Below are 15,513 nucleotides of genomic sequence, written 5' to 3'. Positions count from 1 at the left end.
ACGAAACGGCCGTGAGAGCCCGACGAACGCAAAGCGACCGGAGGAGTGATTTCCCAGACTGATTTGACAATCGTGCGCCGCCCAGCGGCGCAGAGGAGGAACGATGAAGCATTTCATTCTGGCCGGCCTGCTGGCCGGCGCTATCGCATTGCCGGTTCAGGCTGCCGACTACACCATCATGGCGCCCGCCGCGCCCGGCGGTGGCTGGGACCAGACGGCGCGCTCCATGCAGTCCACCCTGCAGGACGAGGGCATCTCCTCCAGCGTGCAGGTAACCAACGTCCCCGGTGCCGGTGGCACGATCGGGCTCGCCCAGTTCGCCAACCAGTCCAACGGCAACCCTAACGCACTCATTGTTGGCGGCTACGTGATGGTGGGCGCCATTCTCACCAACAATTCGCCTGTCACGCTGGACGCCGTAACGCCCATCGCGCGCCTCACCGGCGAATACGAAGCCATCGTCGTGCCGGCGTCCTCGCCGATCAAGACCATGGACGACCTGGTGGCACAGCTCAAGGCAGATCCGGGTTCGGTGTCCTGGGGCGGCGGCTCGGCGGGCGGCACCGATCACATCGCTGTCGGCCTCATCGCCAAGGCGGCCGGCGTCGATCCGACCAAGATCAACTACATCGCTTTCTCGGGCGGCGGTGAGGCCCTGGCGGCCATTCTCGGCGGCCAGGTGACGGCGGGCATTTCCGGCTATGGCGAGTTCGAATCCCAGATCGCTGCGGGTGAACTGCGCCTCCTGGCCATGTCGAGCGACGAGCGGCTGGAGGGCATCGACGCCCCCACCCTCAAGGAAGCGGGTCTGGACGTTTCGGTCCAGAACTGGCGCATGGTCGCGGCGGCCCCCGGGCTTTCCGATGACCAGGTCGCCGCCATAACGGCCGACATCGAAAAGATGGCCAAGTCGGCCACCTGGCAGGACATCCTCAAGACCAAGGGCTGGGAAGACACGTTCCTGGCCGGACCCGATTTCAAGGCGCAGCTCGCCAAGGACATCGAGTCCACCGCCGGCATCCTCAAGGAAATCGGCCTCGTCCAATGAGTGAGCAGCCGCTAACCGGCAACAAGGAGCGCCGCCCCGACTGGGCGGCGCTTATCATCGCGGTCGCGCTCGCGGCGCTGGCGGCGGTCATCGCCTGGGATGCTTCCCAACTCAAGGTAACGGCCAACTATTCGCGCATCGGGCCCCAGACCTTCCCCTTCGTGGTGGCGGGGCTGCTGATGGTTCTGGCAATCTGGACGGCCTTCGAAGCCTGGCGCGGCGTGTTTCCCGAGCGGGAGCGCGACGAGTTCGGGCCCATCGCCTGGATCGTTGGGGGCCTTGCCGCCCAGATGCTGCTGCTCAACGTGGCCGGCTTCTCCATCGCCACCGGCCTGCTGTTTGCCGCCACTGCCCGCGGCTTCGGCCAGCGCAAGCTCTATCTCTCGGTCCCGATCGGCATCGTCCTGGCCTATCTGGTCTGGGTGATCTTCGCCAAGCTGCTGCAGTTGTCACTGCCGGCGGGCCCGCTCGAAAACCTCTTGTTCAGGTAGGCCAGAGATCATGCAGACTTTCGACCTTCTGATGCAGGGCCTGCTGGTCGCGCTCCAGCCGATCAACCTGCTCTACGCCCTTGTGGGCGTGACCCTGGGCACGGCGGTTGGCGTGCTTCCGGGCATTGGCCCGGCCCTAACCGTGGCGTTGCTCCTGCCCGTCACCTACAAGCTCGATCCGGCCGGTTCCCTCATCATGTTTGCCGGCATCTACTACGGCGGCATGTATGGGGGCTCGACGACCTCGATCCTCCTCAATACGCCCGGCGAGAGCGCTTCGATCGTCACCGCGCTCGAAGGGAACAAGATGGCCCGCGCCGGCCGCGGGGGCCCGGCCCTGGCGACGGCGGCAATCGGCTCGTTCGTGGCCGGTCTCATCGCCACCATGGCGCTCGCCTTCATTGCGCCCTGGGTCGTCAAGTTCGCCCTCTCGTTCGGTCCGGCCGAATACTTCGCCCTCATGGTGCTTTCGTTCATGACGGTTTCGGCGGCCTTTGGCGATTCCGCCCTGCGCGGCCTCACCGCGCTCGGCATCGGCCTCGCCCTCGGCCTCGTCGGCATCGATCTCCAGAGTGGGCAGGCACGCCTCGCCTTCGGTATTCCAGATCTGCTCGACGGCATCGAGGTCACCACGCTGGCCGTCGCCATGTTCGCCATCGGGGAAACCCTCTCGATCGCGGGCCAGGGCAAGCGGGCGCCGGAGCAGATCGAACCGGTCAAGGGCTCGGTCTGGATGACCGCGCAGGATTGGGCGCGGTCCTGGAAGGCCTGGCTGCGCGGCACGGTGATCGGATTTCCGATCGGCGCCATGCCGGCGGGGGGCGCCGAGATCGGCACCTTCTTCTCCTACGCGGCCGAAAAACGTCTCTCTAAGCACCCCGAGGAGTTTGGAAACGGCGCAATCGAGGGCGTGGCCGGGCCGGAAGCGGCCAACAATGCCTCCGCCGCCGGAACGCTCGTGCCCCTGCTCACGCTCGGGCTGCCCACTTCGGCGACTGCCGCCATCATGCTGGCGGGCTTCCAGCAGTACGGCCTCCAGCCGGGCCCCCTGCTCTTCACCAACAACTCCAGCCTCGTCTGGGGCCTCATCGCGAGCCTGCTGATCGCCAACTTCATGCTGCTGGTGCTCAACCTGCCGCTGGTGGGGCTGTGGGTGAAGCTTCTGGCCATCCCCCGGCCTTGGCTCTATGCGGGCATCCTGATGTTCGCCACGCTCGGGACCATCGGCGCCAACCCCTCGGTGTTCGAACTGGGCATGCTGCTGGCTTTCGGCCTGATGGGTTACGTGATGCGCCGGTTCGGGTACCCGATTGCGCCTGTCGTCGTGGGTCTCATCCTCGGGCCGCTCGCCGAGCAGCAATTGCGCCGCGCGCTCGCCATCGGGCAAGGCGATCCGATGGTGCTGGTGCACTCGCCGATATCGGCGACCCTGCTGACGCTTGCGCTGCTGGCCCTGGTCGTTCCGCTGATCCTGAGGGCTCGCGGACGCGGGCAGGTCCTCTCCGAACTAGCTGCCAACGAGGACTAGCGCCTGGCGCATGCCTCCCCTGCCGGGCGCGACCTTGTCGTGCCCGGCGGACGCTCCATCTCAGGTGGGAAGGAGCAAACATATGGCAAAGCACGATTTTCTTGGCGCCACCCGCTCGTGGCTGGGCAGCATCGGTTCGGCGATCGCCGTCTCGGGCGCGATTGCGGGCCATCATCGCCCGAGCGACGCGCAGTTGCGCGGCGCCGGCATCGACCCGAAATCCTTCGACCGCATCGGCCGGCCCTAGTAGCCCAGCGCCTCGATGGTGCGCATCACCCCGCGCAGTTCGGCAAGGCCCTTGAGGCGACCGATCCCCGAATAGCCGGGATTGGTCTTCTTGCCGATGTCGTCGAGGATGGCGTGGCCGTGGTCTGGCCGCATCGGGATTTCCCAGTCGGCACGCCCCTCGCCGGAGCGGCGCTTTTCCTCGCCCAGCAGTGCATGCACGACCCGAACCATGTCGGTGTCGCCTTCCAAGTGCTCGGCCTCGTGGAAGGACCCGTCGCATTCCTTGGTGACGTTGCGAAGGTGGGCGAAATGGATGCGCGGCGCGAATTCCTTGGCCATGGCCACAAGGTCGTTGGCCGGGTTGGCCCCGTAGGAGCCGGTGCAAAGGGTCAGGCCGTTCGCGGGCCTGTCGACCGCAGCCAGCAGCGCCCGCGCGTCGGAAGCCGAGCAGACCACGCGCGGCAGCCCGAACAGCGGGAACGGCGGATCGTCCGGATGGATCGCCATCCGCACCCCGGCCTCTTCGGCCACCGGCGTAATCTCCCCCAGGAACTCGAACAGATTGGCCCGGAAACCGTCGGTCGCAAGCTCTCCATAGACGTCGAGCATGCGGTTGAGGCTTTGCCGGTCATAAACGAACTCGCGCGCCGGGACCCACTCGATGAGATTGCGCTCCAACCGGGCAAGATCGCTCTCGCTGGCGGTCTTGAGCCAGGCCTGCGCCCGCTCGATCCGGTCCGCCGGATGGTCGGCTTCCGCGCCCGGGCGCTTGAGGATGAAGACGTCGTAGGCGCAGAACTCCACCACGTCGAACCGCAGGGCGGTGCCGCCGTGCGGCATGACGTAGTCGAGATCGGTCCGGGTCCAGTCGGTGATGGCCATGAAGTTGTAGCAGACGGTCTGGACGCCCGCCTTTGCCACCGCGCGGATCGAGGCCTTGTAGTTGTCGATGAGTTCGCGGTACCGGCCGGTGCGGGTCTTGATGTCCTCGTGGACGATGATGCTTTCGACCACCGACCAGGTGAGCCCGGCCGCCTCGATCTCGCCCTTGCGCCTGGCAACCTCCTCATCGGGCCAGGCACGGCCGTCGTTGAGGTGATGGAGCGCCGTCACGATACCCGTGGCGCCTGCCTGACGGACATGGGCCAGGGTCACCGGATCGTCTGGACCGAACCAGCGCCAGGTCTGCTTCATGGTGCAATTTCCTTGTTGAGTGCGGCGAGGGCCGCGGCGGCGCCCTCGGAACGAAGGGCGGCAAGCCGGACGGCAACCGCCGCAATCAGCGCCTCTCGATGAGGGGAGCCGGCGCCAAAGCCGGCGATCTCGAAGATCGAGGCGACATCCCCCGCCCTCGCAGGCGCGGCGATAGCCTCATCGAGCGGATCGGCAAAGGTAGCGCCCTTGCGCGCATCGAGCGCTTCGATCCAGGCGGCAACGACGCACGCGAGGTGCGCAACGCCCTCGCCCCGCTCCAGACGCTCCAGTGCCGGCGCGACGATGCGCTGCGGCAGCTTCTGGGAGCCGTCATTGGCAATCTGGGCCGTCCGGTGTTTCAGGGCCGTATTGGCGAAGCGCTCGGCAAGCCGGGCGGTGTATTGCTTGGCATCGAGCCCGGGCGCGAGCGTGGAGGCAGACTGAAGCCAGAGGCCGTCGACGAAGCGGCGGATACCGGCATCGGCGAAGGCCTCGGCGACCGTCTCGAGCCCCAGCAATTGCCCGAGATAGGCGATGGCCGAGTGGGAGCCGTTGAGAAGCCGCAGCTTCATGTCCTCGTATGGGGTCACATCGTCAACCATGGTGACGCCGAACTGCTCCCAGTCCGGACGGCCCATCGGGAAATGGTCTTCGACCACCCATTGCCGGAACGGCTCCGTGACGATCGGCCAGGCATCTTCGAGCTTGAGGCTGGCCGAAATCCGCGCGCGGTCGGCATCGGTCGTCGCCGGCACGATGCGGTCCACCATGCTGGAGGGGCAGGCCAGTTCCTCGCGGACGAGCCGCCCAAGCTCGGAGTCGATAGCCCCGGCGAAATCGCCCAGCACGCGCCGCACGGTCTCGCCGTTGGCGGGAAGGTTGTCGCAGGAGAGCACCGTGAATGCCGCGAGGCCGGCAGCCCGGCGGCGGATCAGCGCCTCGATGATGAAGCCATGCATGGTTCGCGGTCGGGCGCGGTCGGCGAGGTCCGCGACGATATCGGGATGGCTCAGATCAAGCCCGCCCGACGCCGTGCGCAGATAGGCCTTTTCCGTCACCGTGAGCGTCACGATCCGCGTCTGCGGCGCGGCCAGGGCCTCGAGCAGCGCCTGCGGCTCTTCCGGCGCCACGATGATCCGGCCGAGCGCACCGATGACCTGGAGCCGCTCCTCGTCCCCGTCGCGCACGGCGAGCGCATAGAGCCCGTCCTGCGGGGCGAGAGCATCGCGCGTGTCGGGGCTGCGGAGGGACGCGCCGGTGATGCCCCATTGGAGCTGACCGGCGGCCAGGCACTGCTCGATGAACGCCGCCTGGTGGGCGCGATGGAACGCGCCGACGCCCAGATGCACGATGCCCGGCGTCACCGCCGCGCGATCATAGCGGGGCCGCTCCACCGAGGGCGGCAACTGGCCGAGGGTCTCGGCCGAAAGACGCAGGCTCATGTTCAGCCGATACGCTGGCCGCTTGCGGGATCGAAGAGGTGGGCGTTCTTGGCCGCCAGTTCGAGCCGCAGTTTCTGGCCGAGCTGGACTGCCACGCGTTCGCGCAGGAGCGCGGCGATCTTCTGGCCTCCAAGCGTGCCCTGTACGAAGGTCTCCGATCCGGTGGGCTCCACCGCCGTGACGTCGATCTCAAAGCCCCGGCCCTCGTCGGTGACGCTCAGGTGCTCGGGGCGAATGCCATAGGTCACGGCGCCCGAAGCGGTGATGCCCTCGGGCAGCGGCAGCGTCACGCCGCCCTCGATGCATACCCCGGCGCGATCGTCGGCCACGGTGCCGTTGATGAAATTCATCGAGGGCGAACCGATGAAGCTGGCCACGAAGAGATTGGCCGGATGATCGTAGAGTTCGAGCGGCGCCCCGACCTGCTCGACGATGCCGTCGCGCATCACCACGATCCTGTCGGCCATGGTCATGGCCTCGATCTGGTCGTGGGTCACGTAGACGGTGGTGGTCTTGAGCCGGGCGTGCAGCTCCTTCAGCTCGGTCCGCATCTGCACGCGCAGCTTGGCATCGAGGTTGGAAAGCGGCTCATCGAACAGGAACACCTGCGGATTGCGCACGATAGCGCGGCCCATGGCCACGCGCTGGCGCTGCCCACCCGAAAGCTGCTTGGGGAAGCGCTCGAGATAGTCCGACAATCCCAGGATGCGGGCCGCCTCGGCCACGCGCGTATCGATCTCGGACTTCGGGCGCTTGGCGAGGCGCAGCGAGAACGCCATGTTCTCGGCAATCGTCATGTGCGGATAGAGCGCGTAGTTCTGGAACACCATGGCTATGTCGCGGTTCTTGGGCTCGACATCGTTGATGACCTTGCCCCCGATGCGGATCGTGCCGCCGCTGATCTCCTCGAGCCCGGCGATCATGCGCAGCAGCGTGGACTTGCCGCAGCCCGAGGGACCGACGAGGACGACGAACGAGCCGTCGGGAACCTCGACCGAGACGCCCTTGATGGTCTGGACCGGGCCATAAGCCTTGCGGACATCCTGGATTTGAACAGACGCCATGAAGAGTTACCTTGAAGCTGAAGTTGCCTGAGGGTCCATCGCCTCGGCCACGTGGATGGCGGCAAGGAGGCTGAGGCCGGTGTGATAGCCCGGATCGAGATCGGGTGTCGCGGGCACGAAATCGAGCGGTCCGGAAGCGGTGAGGGTCTGGTAGGCGAGCGGTGGGGTGCCGCGCCAGTAGCGCCCAAAAAAGGCCGCGTCGGCCTTCTGCCAGGTTTCCAGCAGCGCCGGATTGCGCGAGCGCTGATAGGCCAGAGCAGCCGAGCGAATGGCCTCGGGCAGCGACCACCAGGGGCAGTTGGGGCTGAGGGCGCTGCCCGAGGCGAGCGAAATCGAAAGCGCGATCCCCGGCCCGACATAGCCTTTGTCGAAGGAGGCCAGAAGGATGCGCTCGAGGGTATCGACCAGCGCCCTGTCCGCGTCCTGTGGCAGGTAGTCGAGCGCAAAGCCCACGAACTCGATGCCGTGCCCGACATTGCAGGCATCCTCGCCCGGTACGTTGCGCAGCAGGCCGCTGGCGAGGTCGTAGTGGCGGGCGAGTACGTGCTCGATGAATCGCCCCGCGAACTCGGCGGCCGCGGGAACACCGGCGCGCACCAGCATCGCGGCGGCGCCGAGCAGGATCATTCTCGGCCCGAAATCGTCGGGCTGGGCGGCCAAGCCTTCGTCATCGAGCGGGCGTCGCTCGTCCATCTGGAAACGCCCGGCCTCGATGGCCGCGATAACCTTTGCGAGATAGCTCAGCCGTTCCGGCAGGTCGGCGGGCGCGTAGCGTGCAGCGGCGGCTACCAGTCCCTTGGCGACGAAGGCGTCCGAATAGGTGAAGATATCGGCCGGAGCGCTCTGCTCCCGAATGATCTCGCCCTGGGCGTAGACCGGGCGCATGTCGGCGTCGTAGCAGAAATAGGCGTGTCCGGGGGCCTGCAATTGCGCAAGCCTGCCATAGAGCGCGCGGCCGGCGGCATCGAGCCGTTCGGCAAAACCAGGGTCCGACGCCTCGAAATAGGCGGCATGGGTAGCCAGGGACTCGAGGCCCCTGCCCTGAATCCAGCCATAGGTATAGTCCGGTCCGCGCACGCCATCTGCGGCACCGTAATCGTTGAGCGTGATGCTGTTGACCTTGGTGTCGAGAAAGGCCCCGTGCAGGGTGCCCCTGTCGAGAACCCAGCCCATCGTGGCGCGATTTGCTGCCCGATAGCGTTCGCCGGCCTCGTCGATGAACGACACCTCGCTCACTCCTTGAGCCCCGTGGAGGCGATGCCTTGGACGAAGTTGCGGCGCAGCAGGATAAAGAGCGTCACCGAGGGCACCAGCACCGCGGCCGAGGCCGCGCTGAGGCGACCGAGGTCGACGGTGAAGCCGGTCTGGAAGAGCGCGAGCCCGACCTCGATCGTATAGCTTTCGCGCGTCGTGGTGACGATCATCGGCCAGGCGAAGGCGGTCCAGGCCTGGAAGAAGGCCAGGACGCCCAGGGCGCCGAGCGCGCCACGCAGCAGCGGCAGCACGATGCGCCAGAAGATCCAGAGTTCCCCGGCGCCGTCGATCCGCGCGGCCTCGAGCAACTCGTCGGGAATGGAGTGGATGACGTTCTGGCGGATGAGGAAGATGCCGAAGCTCATGACCAGGTAGCCCAGCAGCAGGCCCCAGGTGGTGTTGAGGATGCCTAGGCTCTGCGCCTGGAAATAGAGCGGGATCATGTAGACTTCGAACGGCACCACGGCGGTGGCGAGGAAGAGCGCGAAGATCACGTTGAGCGTACGATAGCGGAACTTGCCCAGGATGTAGCCGGCGATCGCCGAGGTCGCGAGGATGGCGAGTGTCGAGAGCCCGGCGAACAGCAGGCTGTTGGCGATCCAGCGCAGCAGCGGCGTCTCGCCCAGCACCGATTTGAAATTGTCGAGCGTGGGATCGGCGGGGATGATCGTCGGCGGCCAGGCCAGCATCTCCGCCGGCGTCTTGAAGGCGTTGGAGACGAGGAACACCAGCGGCAGGATCATCAGGATCGAAAACACCAGCAGAACCAGGTCGATCAGGCGATCCACCGCACGCTTCTTGAAGCGCAGGCGGGCCCCTTCGTTGGTCTCGGCTACAATCTCGCTGACCGCCTCGCTCATGACCGGCCCCCCTTCTCACGCAGCAGGGTGAATTGAATGAGTGTGAGCACCAGCACGATGGCCAGCAGCACCACGGCCTCGGAAGCGGCGTAGCCGACGCGGTAGTTGCGGAAGCTGTTCTCGAGCATGTCGAGCACCAGCACGCGCACCTGGCGGCCCGGTGCGCCCTGGGCGTCCGACGCCAGCACGAAGGCCTGGGCGTAAACGTTGAACCCGGAGACCAGCGTCACAACCGAAACGTAGAGCGTGATCGGCTTGAGCATCGGGATCGAGAGGAACCAGAACGATTGCGGGCCGGAGGCGCCGTCGAGCTTTGCAGCTTCGTAGAGGGAAACCGGCAGGCTCTTGAAACCGACGATATAGATCAGCACCGCGTAGCCGAGCGCCTGCCAGGAGCAGAGCACGATGACGCAGACCACCGAGAGCACGGGATCGAAGAGCCAGGCCTGCGGTTGGATGCCGAAGAGGCCGAGGAAGGCGTTGAGCGGCCCAAGGCGAGCGTCGAAAATCCACTTCCAGGCCATGGCGGCCGGCACCAGGGAAACCACATGGGGGATGAACACCGCCGTCTCGTAGAAACCAGCGAAGCGGGAGCGCGTGCGGTGGAAGATGAGCGCCGCGATGACCATGGCGCTGGGAATGGTGATGATCAGCACGCCGAACGCGATGATCGTGGTGTTGAGCAACGCTTCCTGGAAGAGCCTGTCACCCATCAGCTCCTGGAAATTGGCCAGGCCGATGAACGGCTTCTTCTTGGAGAGGATGTCCCACTTGTGGAGGCTAAGCCTGAGGGTGTCGGCGATCGGATACATGCGCACCCAGGCGAAGATCGCCAGGGTCGGCAGGATCGCGAGCATCGCGAAGATCCATCGTTTGCGCGTCAGCATGGGGCCCCCTTGAAAACCGTCTCCGGGGCGGCGAACCGCCCCGAAGCTTGAACTTGATCCGTTGGACCCTGAGCTTACTGCGCCAGCAGATCTTCGCGAGCGAGGATCTGGTTGGTCTCGTCGGCCGCCGTCTTGAGGAAGGCGTCGATGGCCGCATCGTCGTTGGCCAGCGAGGCGTTGCCGAAGGCGTTCGTCAGCTGCGCGGCGAGGCGGGTGAGCACTTCCTCGATCGGGCCGATGGCCGGGAGCGTGAAGAACTCATAGCCCTCGGGGTAGTTGACGAAGGCGCCGAAGGCCGGAACCTTGTCGGTCACCACCGAATAGTCGACGCCCGAGCGGTTCGGAAGCCAGCCGACGTTCTGGAGCAGCCAGACCAGGTTTTCCGGCGAGTTGGCAGCCTCGGTGAACTCCCAGGCAACCTTGGCGTCGTCGCCTTCCGCCGAGACGTAAAGGTTGGTCGGCAGCGCGATCGAGCCGCGCGGCAGCGGGGCGGTGGCGTAGTTGAGGTCCGGGGCCTTGGCGGCGATATCGCCGATCACCCAGGATTCACGGATGAACATGGCCGTCTGGCCGCGCTCGAAGGCCTCCGCGTCCGCCGGCATTTCCGGGGTCACGGTCTTGGCGACGTGGACGTTCTCAAGATACTGCTTGAGCGCCTTGCGGCCCGCCTCGTTGGCGTAGTCGGCCTTCCACTTGCCGTTGGCGTCCTGCACCAGCACGTTGCCGCCGTACTGGAAGAGGTTGATCCAGAATTTCTCGGCAATGCCCTGGCCGCCGCCCGAAAGGCGCATGGACCAGCCCGAGACGGTCGGGTTGCCGTTGGCGTCACGCTGGGTGAGCTTTTCGGCGTACTGGGTGTACTCTTCCATGGTCTTGGGGGGCTCGGTCAGGCCGGCCGCCTTGAACATGTCGGTGTTATAGAACAGCGAGCCCTGCCCGCGGAACAGCGGCACGCCGTAGACGGTGCCGTCCTTGCTGACCGCATCGATGAAGAACGGGCCGAAATTGGCCGGGTCCTTGACGAACGCCGCCACGTCATCGGGCGCGGCCGGCAGCAGCTCGTTCTCGATGTAGCGGCTGGCGGTGGAACCCGGCAGCTCGATGACGAGCGGACCGGCCGAACCCGAGGTCAGGCCCAGGGCGATGCGCTTTTCGTGCTCGCGCAGGGCAATGGCTTCGACCTTGACCGTGAGGTCAGGGTGGCTGGCCTTCATGCCCTCGGCGACGTGCTCGTAGAACGGCGCCATTTCCGGATAGCCGCTCCAGACGGTGATCGTCTGCGCGGAGGCTGCGGACAAACCGGCAAAGAACCCGGCGCCGAGCACGGAGCCCAGCAGAGCGGCCTTGGCCAATCCCCTCTTGAAAGTTTTAGCGTGCGTATCGACCGCAATAGTCATCCCGTTCCCCTTTATTGACGCGGTGCTTCATTGAGCCCGCAAAAGCTTGCATGCAACCGGTTGCGCGTCAAGCGTTCCGCGGGTTTCGTGTCCCCAGGTTTTCACTTGGTGAGGCCCTGGGTGGCCAATAGTGCAATGGCGGCGCCCGCCAGTGCTTCGGCGGAGCCGGCGGCGAAACCGGCCGGCTGTCCGTAATAGCGATGCGCTTCGTCCACCTCGTAGCCGCCGAACGAGTATTCGGAGGCGGGCGAGATGTAGCCGGGGTTATCCTCGGCGAAATCGGCAATGATCGCGGGGAGATCGGCGGGAAGCTGCGCCCTGATGTGGAGCGCGGTTTCCGCAAAGATCTCGCCCGGCAGGCCCACGATCGGCAGGCCGCCCCAGTTGAGAACCGTCACGCGTTCCACCATCGGCCTGAGCGGTTCGCGTGCCGTGGTTTGCGCCCACTCGATCCAGTGTCCCAGCAGCGCCGAGCGCGCGGGACCGGCACTCTCGCGTTCGTTGCGCCATTCTGCCGCAAGCTCCTCGGGGCTCCTCGCCTCGCGCCGCTCGAAGGTCAGCACGACCTCCTCGTTGGAGGCGTCGACTTCCTGCCCCAGCTCCCTTTCGGGCGCTGCCAGGGCAGCGGCGGCGATGCGGCCGCCGATTCGTTCAGAATTGGCAAAAGTCCGCTCAGAATTGGCCGCCAGGCTCACCGAAGCATGCGCGGAATGGCCCGTATTGGCGTCGCCCGTGCAGCCCGTCACGAACAGCGCAACCGCCCCCGGACAGGCCGCCTCGATGTCGCGGCGCACGAAATGCGGGTAGTCCGCCGTCCACAATCTGTTGTCCGCACCCAGCACCACCGGGTGGCAGGCATAGGACGCCACTACCGCGATCATGGCGCCATCGACATCGCGAATGCGGAGCACCGGCACCGCCGGATCGACGGTTCCGCCGGCATGGCGCCGGTTGCGCGCCACGTCGGGATCGTTGCCCAATCCGGCGAAAAGCCTAGCCGGACGCTGGTTTGCAACCGCCCGGTCGATGGCCTCGACGCAAGCCGCTTCCAGGCGCGCCAGGTAATCCGGATCGGCGGCGAGGCTGAGCCTTCCCCGCATCGAAACCGGCCCACCGTGATTGTGCAGGGCCGCGATGATGACGTTGTCGTCCGGAAGCGAGCAAGACCTGCGCACCCGCGCGGTCATCTCGCCGTGCAGGCCGATGACGTCCGCCACGACGATGGCCGTGTCATTGACCGCCACGGCCCGTACCGTCAGCGGATCGTGCGCGCCGATCGCCGGTTCGCTACGCGCCGCGAAGCCGGAAAGCAGCAGCCCTGCCGGCGGGGTGATGTCGACGATGGCTGCGCCCGCGCGGATCATGCCGACACGATCCTTTCGCCTGCAACCCAGACATCCCTAATACCAAGCCGCCGCGCTCCCGGCTGCCAGTCGAACGTGATCAGGTCGGCCGGCGCGCCGACCTCGAGCCGCCCGCGATTGGCGGCAAACCGCCCGGGATTGCTGGTAGCAAGGCGCAGGGCGTCAGCCAGCGACAGGTCGGCCATGTCGGCGGCGATCGCCACGTTGGCGCACAGCGGCAGGCCGGCGCCGGCGAGATAAGGCGTGCCCGCGATGCCGATCCGGCCCTCGTCCGAAACCTCGACCGTGCCACCGATGACCTGCTCATAGATGCCTGCCGGCATACCCGCCAGGGCCACGGTATCGGAAACCAGTACGGCGCGGTCGAGCGATTTGGCGCGCAGCATGGCCTTGAAAGTGTCGGCCGGCAGGTGATGGCCGTCGGCGATGAAGCTGGCCGTCAGCCGGTCGTCTGCGAGCTGGGCCCAGATGAAATTGGGGTGGCGGGGCAAGGTCGAAGCCGCGCCATTGCCCAGATGGGTCGAGAGCACCGCGCCGGCGTCTGCGGCAGCATGGACCTCGTCAGGCGAAGCCGCCGTGTGGCCGATGGCGACATGGACGCCCTGCCCTGCCAGCGCCGCGATATAGGCTGGTGCCTCGGCATATTCGGGCGAGAGCGTCACCATGGACACGAGATTGCCGCTGGCCGCCTGCCAGCGCTCGAACTCGGCCAGGGAAGGCGCGCGCACGTGCTCGAGGGGATGGGCGCCGCGGGGACCATCGACGGGAGAGATCGACGGCCCCTCGACGTGCACGCCGGGCACCATGTGCCTGACGATTGGGAGGGCTGCACGTGCCGCGGCAATGGCCCGGAGCGCAGAGACTATCGATGCCTCCGAGGCCGTTATGAGTGTGGGGAGAAACGTGGTGACCCCGATGCCGGCCATGCGCCGGCAGAGGTCGAGCATCAGCTCGTCAGTGATCTCGCCCAGATTGAGATCGAGCCCGCCATAACCGTTGATCTGCAGGTCGACCAGGCCCGGCGCCAGCCAGGCCTCGCCGACCTCCGCCGTGGCCTCGACCGCGACGAAGAGGCCGTCGGCGATCGTGACCCTGAGGCCGTTGCCGGTGGCCGGGTCGCGCCCGGTTATGGCGAGCGAGTTCGTCACAGCGCGCGAACCCGATCATGGAAGCGCGCGATGAACCGCCCGTTGGCTTCGTCGCCGCCCGGCGCATTGCCGCTGCGCCAGACGGGCGGCTCGATGCCGCGTTCGACGAGCTTGGCCACGGTGCGGATCACCAGGCAGTTGAGCGCGAAGGCGTTGGCGAAAGTCGAGATGGCGGCGATGTCCTGGCTCATGCCCGGCACGCGCACCACCGCATCGCCGATCGGCACCTTGGTGTCGATGGCGATATCCACGATTTCGTGGAGGTTGTGCTTGGTCGGATGGCGCGCCGGGTGGTCGGGCGAGGTGTTGGAGGCGTGCTCGCGCGAACTGACGCCGATGACGAAGACACCGCGACGCTTGGCCTCGAGCGCGGCGTCGATCAACGCCGCGTTGATGCCGTAGGCGTTGACGAGAATGAGGAGGTCGCCCTCGCCCAGCCGCTGGTCGGTAATGACGACCTTGCCGTAGCCGGGCGTGCGCTCGATGGCCATCGAGCGCAGGGCCCCGTTCGAGAGCAGCGTGCCCTCGTCCAGGATCGCGCTTACATGCATCAGCCCGCCGGCTCGGAAGAAGACTTCCTGGGAGGCCAGGTTCGAGTGCCCGCCGGGCCCGAAGATGTAGACCAGCCGGTCGGCGGCGATCTGGTCGGCAAGGCGCGCAGCGGCGCGGTCGAGCCCATCACGCTCCTCGCCCAGGATGCGCTGCATGATCGCTTGGGTTTCCCCGAAATAGGCGGCGCAGAGCGCATCTGCGTCGATGGTCTTGGTCTCAGGCATCAGGATCGGACTCCGCATCCAGGTAAAGCGTGCAATCGGGGTGCTGGCGCAAGATGCTTGCCGGGCAATCGGTTGTGACAGGACCGCGCAGGGTCGCTTCGACTGCGGCGCGCTTGGCGCTGCCGGGCACCACGCAGAAGAGCCTTCCGGCGCGCAGCAGGCGCGGGATGGTCAGCGTCACCGCGCGCTCGGGCACATCCTCGAAGCGCTCGAAGCAGTCGTCATCGACCTGCTGCTGGCGGCAGATATCGTCCAGAACCACGACCTTGACGTCGAGCGGATCGTTGAAGTCGGCCACCGGCGGGTCGTTGAAGGCGATGTGTCCGTTGACGCCGATCCCCAGGCAGATGAAGTCGATCGGGGCTTCGTTGAGAAGGGCCGCGTAGCGCGCCACTTCCGCCTCGGCATCGGGCTCCGGCACGATGCGATGCACCGCCTTGAACGGCAGGCGCGAGAAGACATGAGCATCCAGCCAGCTCGCAAAGCGCTCGGGAGCGCCGGCAGGCAGCCCGATATACTCGTCCATGTGGAAGGCGGTGACGCGGGTCCAGTCGATCCCGGGTACGGCGCAAAGCGCCGCGAGCATGTCGGCCTGGCTCGGGGCCGCCGCAAAGATCATGCGCACTTCGGGCTGCGCGGCCAGGCGCTCGATCAGGGCCGCCGCGACGTCGCGCGCGCCGGCGGCGCCCATCTCCCCTCGGGTCGGAAAGCTCAGGACTTTCAGCCGCTCCACGCGGCGAAGGGCCTGGTTCTGGGGGCGGGTGGCGACAGTCGAGCTCAAAACCAACTCCAGTATGCGAAAGACGCCTTGCGGGCCGCGCTGGCCCCTGGC

General features: G+C 66.6%; 15 protein-coding genes. 4 read left to right on the top strand and 11 right to left on the bottom strand.

What is annotated here, in order from left to right; translation table 11 throughout:
- Positions 1 to 103 precede the first annotated feature (103 nt).
- From FNA67_RS07675 to FNA67_RS21875, 4 genes are all read left to right on the top strand, one after another.
- Complete coding sequence (locus tag FNA67_RS07675) at positions 104 to 1,048, top strand: Bug family tripartite tricarboxylate transporter substrate binding protein (protein WP_049704632.1); 945 nt, start codon at positions 104 to 106, stop codon at positions 1,046 to 1,048.
- Positions 1,045 to 1,539, top strand: coding sequence for a tripartite tricarboxylate transporter TctB family protein (locus tag FNA67_RS07670; protein WP_049704631.1), 495 nt, complete (start codon positions 1,045 to 1,047; stop codon positions 1,537 to 1,539). The genes FNA67_RS07675 and FNA67_RS07670 overlap by 4 nt, the downstream gene beginning before the upstream one ends.
- Positions 1,540 to 1,549: 10 nt before the next feature.
- Entirely contained in the window at positions 1,550 to 3,067 is a 1,518-nt protein-coding gene (locus FNA67_RS07665) for a tripartite tricarboxylate transporter permease (RefSeq protein ID WP_049704630.1), read from the top strand.
- An 82-nt stretch (positions 3,068 to 3,149) separates the two neighbouring features.
- Complete coding sequence (locus tag FNA67_RS21875) at positions 3,150 to 3,314, top strand: hypothetical protein (RefSeq protein ID WP_170267243.1); 165 nt, start codon at positions 3,150 to 3,152, stop codon at positions 3,312 to 3,314.
- Here FNA67_RS21875 and uxuA read toward each other — a convergent pair.
- The 11 genes from uxuA to FNA67_RS07610 all read right to left on the bottom strand — a co-directional run bounded on the left by uxuA (position 3,311) and on the right by FNA67_RS07610 (position 15,372).
- Positions 3,311 to 4,489, bottom strand: coding sequence for a mannonate dehydratase (gene uxuA, locus FNA67_RS07660; protein ID WP_147655603.1), 1,179 nt, complete (start codon positions 4,487 to 4,489; stop codon positions 3,311 to 3,313). The two genes, FNA67_RS21875 and uxuA, sit on opposite strands and share 4 nt — an antisense overlap.
- Positions 4,486 to 5,931, bottom strand: coding sequence for a mannitol dehydrogenase family protein (locus FNA67_RS07655; RefSeq protein WP_147655602.1), 1,446 nt, complete (start codon positions 5,929 to 5,931; stop codon positions 4,486 to 4,488). The genes uxuA and FNA67_RS07655 overlap by 4 nt, the downstream gene beginning before the upstream one ends.
- 2 nt (positions 5,932 to 5,933) lie before the next feature.
- Positions 5,934 to 6,995, bottom strand: coding sequence for an ABC transporter ATP-binding protein (locus tag FNA67_RS07650; RefSeq protein ID WP_147655600.1), 1,062 nt, complete (start codon positions 6,993 to 6,995; stop codon positions 5,934 to 5,936).
- 6 nt (positions 6,996 to 7,001) lie between these two features.
- Positions 7,002 to 8,222: an AGE family epimerase/isomerase gene (locus FNA67_RS07645; protein WP_147655599.1), complete on the bottom strand. Its 1,221-nt coding sequence runs from the start codon at positions 8,220 to 8,222 to the stop codon at positions 7,002 to 7,004.
- Positions 8,223 to 8,227: 5 nt separating this feature from the next.
- A complete protein-coding gene (locus tag FNA67_RS07640; RefSeq protein ID WP_082201925.1) occupies positions 8,228 to 9,109 on the bottom strand; it encodes a carbohydrate ABC transporter permease in 882 nt (293 codons plus the stop codon).
- A complete protein-coding gene (locus tag FNA67_RS07635; protein ID WP_049704625.1) occupies positions 9,106 to 9,996 on the bottom strand; it encodes a carbohydrate ABC transporter permease in 891 nt (296 codons plus the stop codon). Before FNA67_RS07635 ends, FNA67_RS07640 begins: the two co-directional genes overlap by 4 nt.
- Before the next feature lie 74 nt (positions 9,997 to 10,070).
- The gene (locus FNA67_RS07630) at positions 10,071 to 11,348 is read right to left on the bottom strand and encodes an ABC transporter substrate-binding protein (RefSeq protein WP_244616525.1); all 1,278 of its coding nucleotides are present in this window, start codon (positions 11,346 to 11,348) and stop codon (positions 10,071 to 10,073) included.
- 146 nt (positions 11,349 to 11,494) lie between these two features.
- A complete protein-coding gene (locus tag FNA67_RS07625) occupies positions 11,495 to 12,757 on the bottom strand; it encodes an alkaline ceramidase (RefSeq protein ID WP_147655597.1) in 1,263 nt (420 codons plus the stop codon).
- Positions 12,754 to 13,905, bottom strand: coding sequence for an N-acetylglucosamine-6-phosphate deacetylase (locus FNA67_RS07620; RefSeq protein WP_147655596.1), 1,152 nt, complete (start codon positions 13,903 to 13,905; stop codon positions 12,754 to 12,756). The genes FNA67_RS07625 and FNA67_RS07620 overlap by 4 nt, the downstream gene beginning before the upstream one ends.
- Complete coding sequence (locus FNA67_RS07615) at positions 13,902 to 14,681, bottom strand: sugar isomerase domain-containing protein (protein WP_147655595.1); 780 nt, start codon at positions 14,679 to 14,681, stop codon at positions 13,902 to 13,904. Before FNA67_RS07615 ends, FNA67_RS07620 begins: the two co-directional genes overlap by 4 nt.
- Entirely contained in the window at positions 14,674 to 15,372 is a 699-nt protein-coding gene (locus FNA67_RS07610) for a 6-phosphogluconolactonase (protein WP_049707900.1), read from the bottom strand. The genes FNA67_RS07615 and FNA67_RS07610 overlap by 8 nt, the downstream gene beginning before the upstream one ends.
- Positions 15,373 to 15,513 lie beyond the last annotated feature (141 nt).

Origin of the sequence: Youhaiella tibetensis, from assembly GCF_008000755.1 — a bacterium.
Lineage (GTDB): Bacteria > Pseudomonadota > Alphaproteobacteria > Rhizobiales > Devosiaceae > Paradevosia > Paradevosia tibetensis.
The sequence above is the reverse complement of the archived record's forward strand: the minus strand, read 5'-3'. Positions and strand labels throughout refer to the sequence as shown.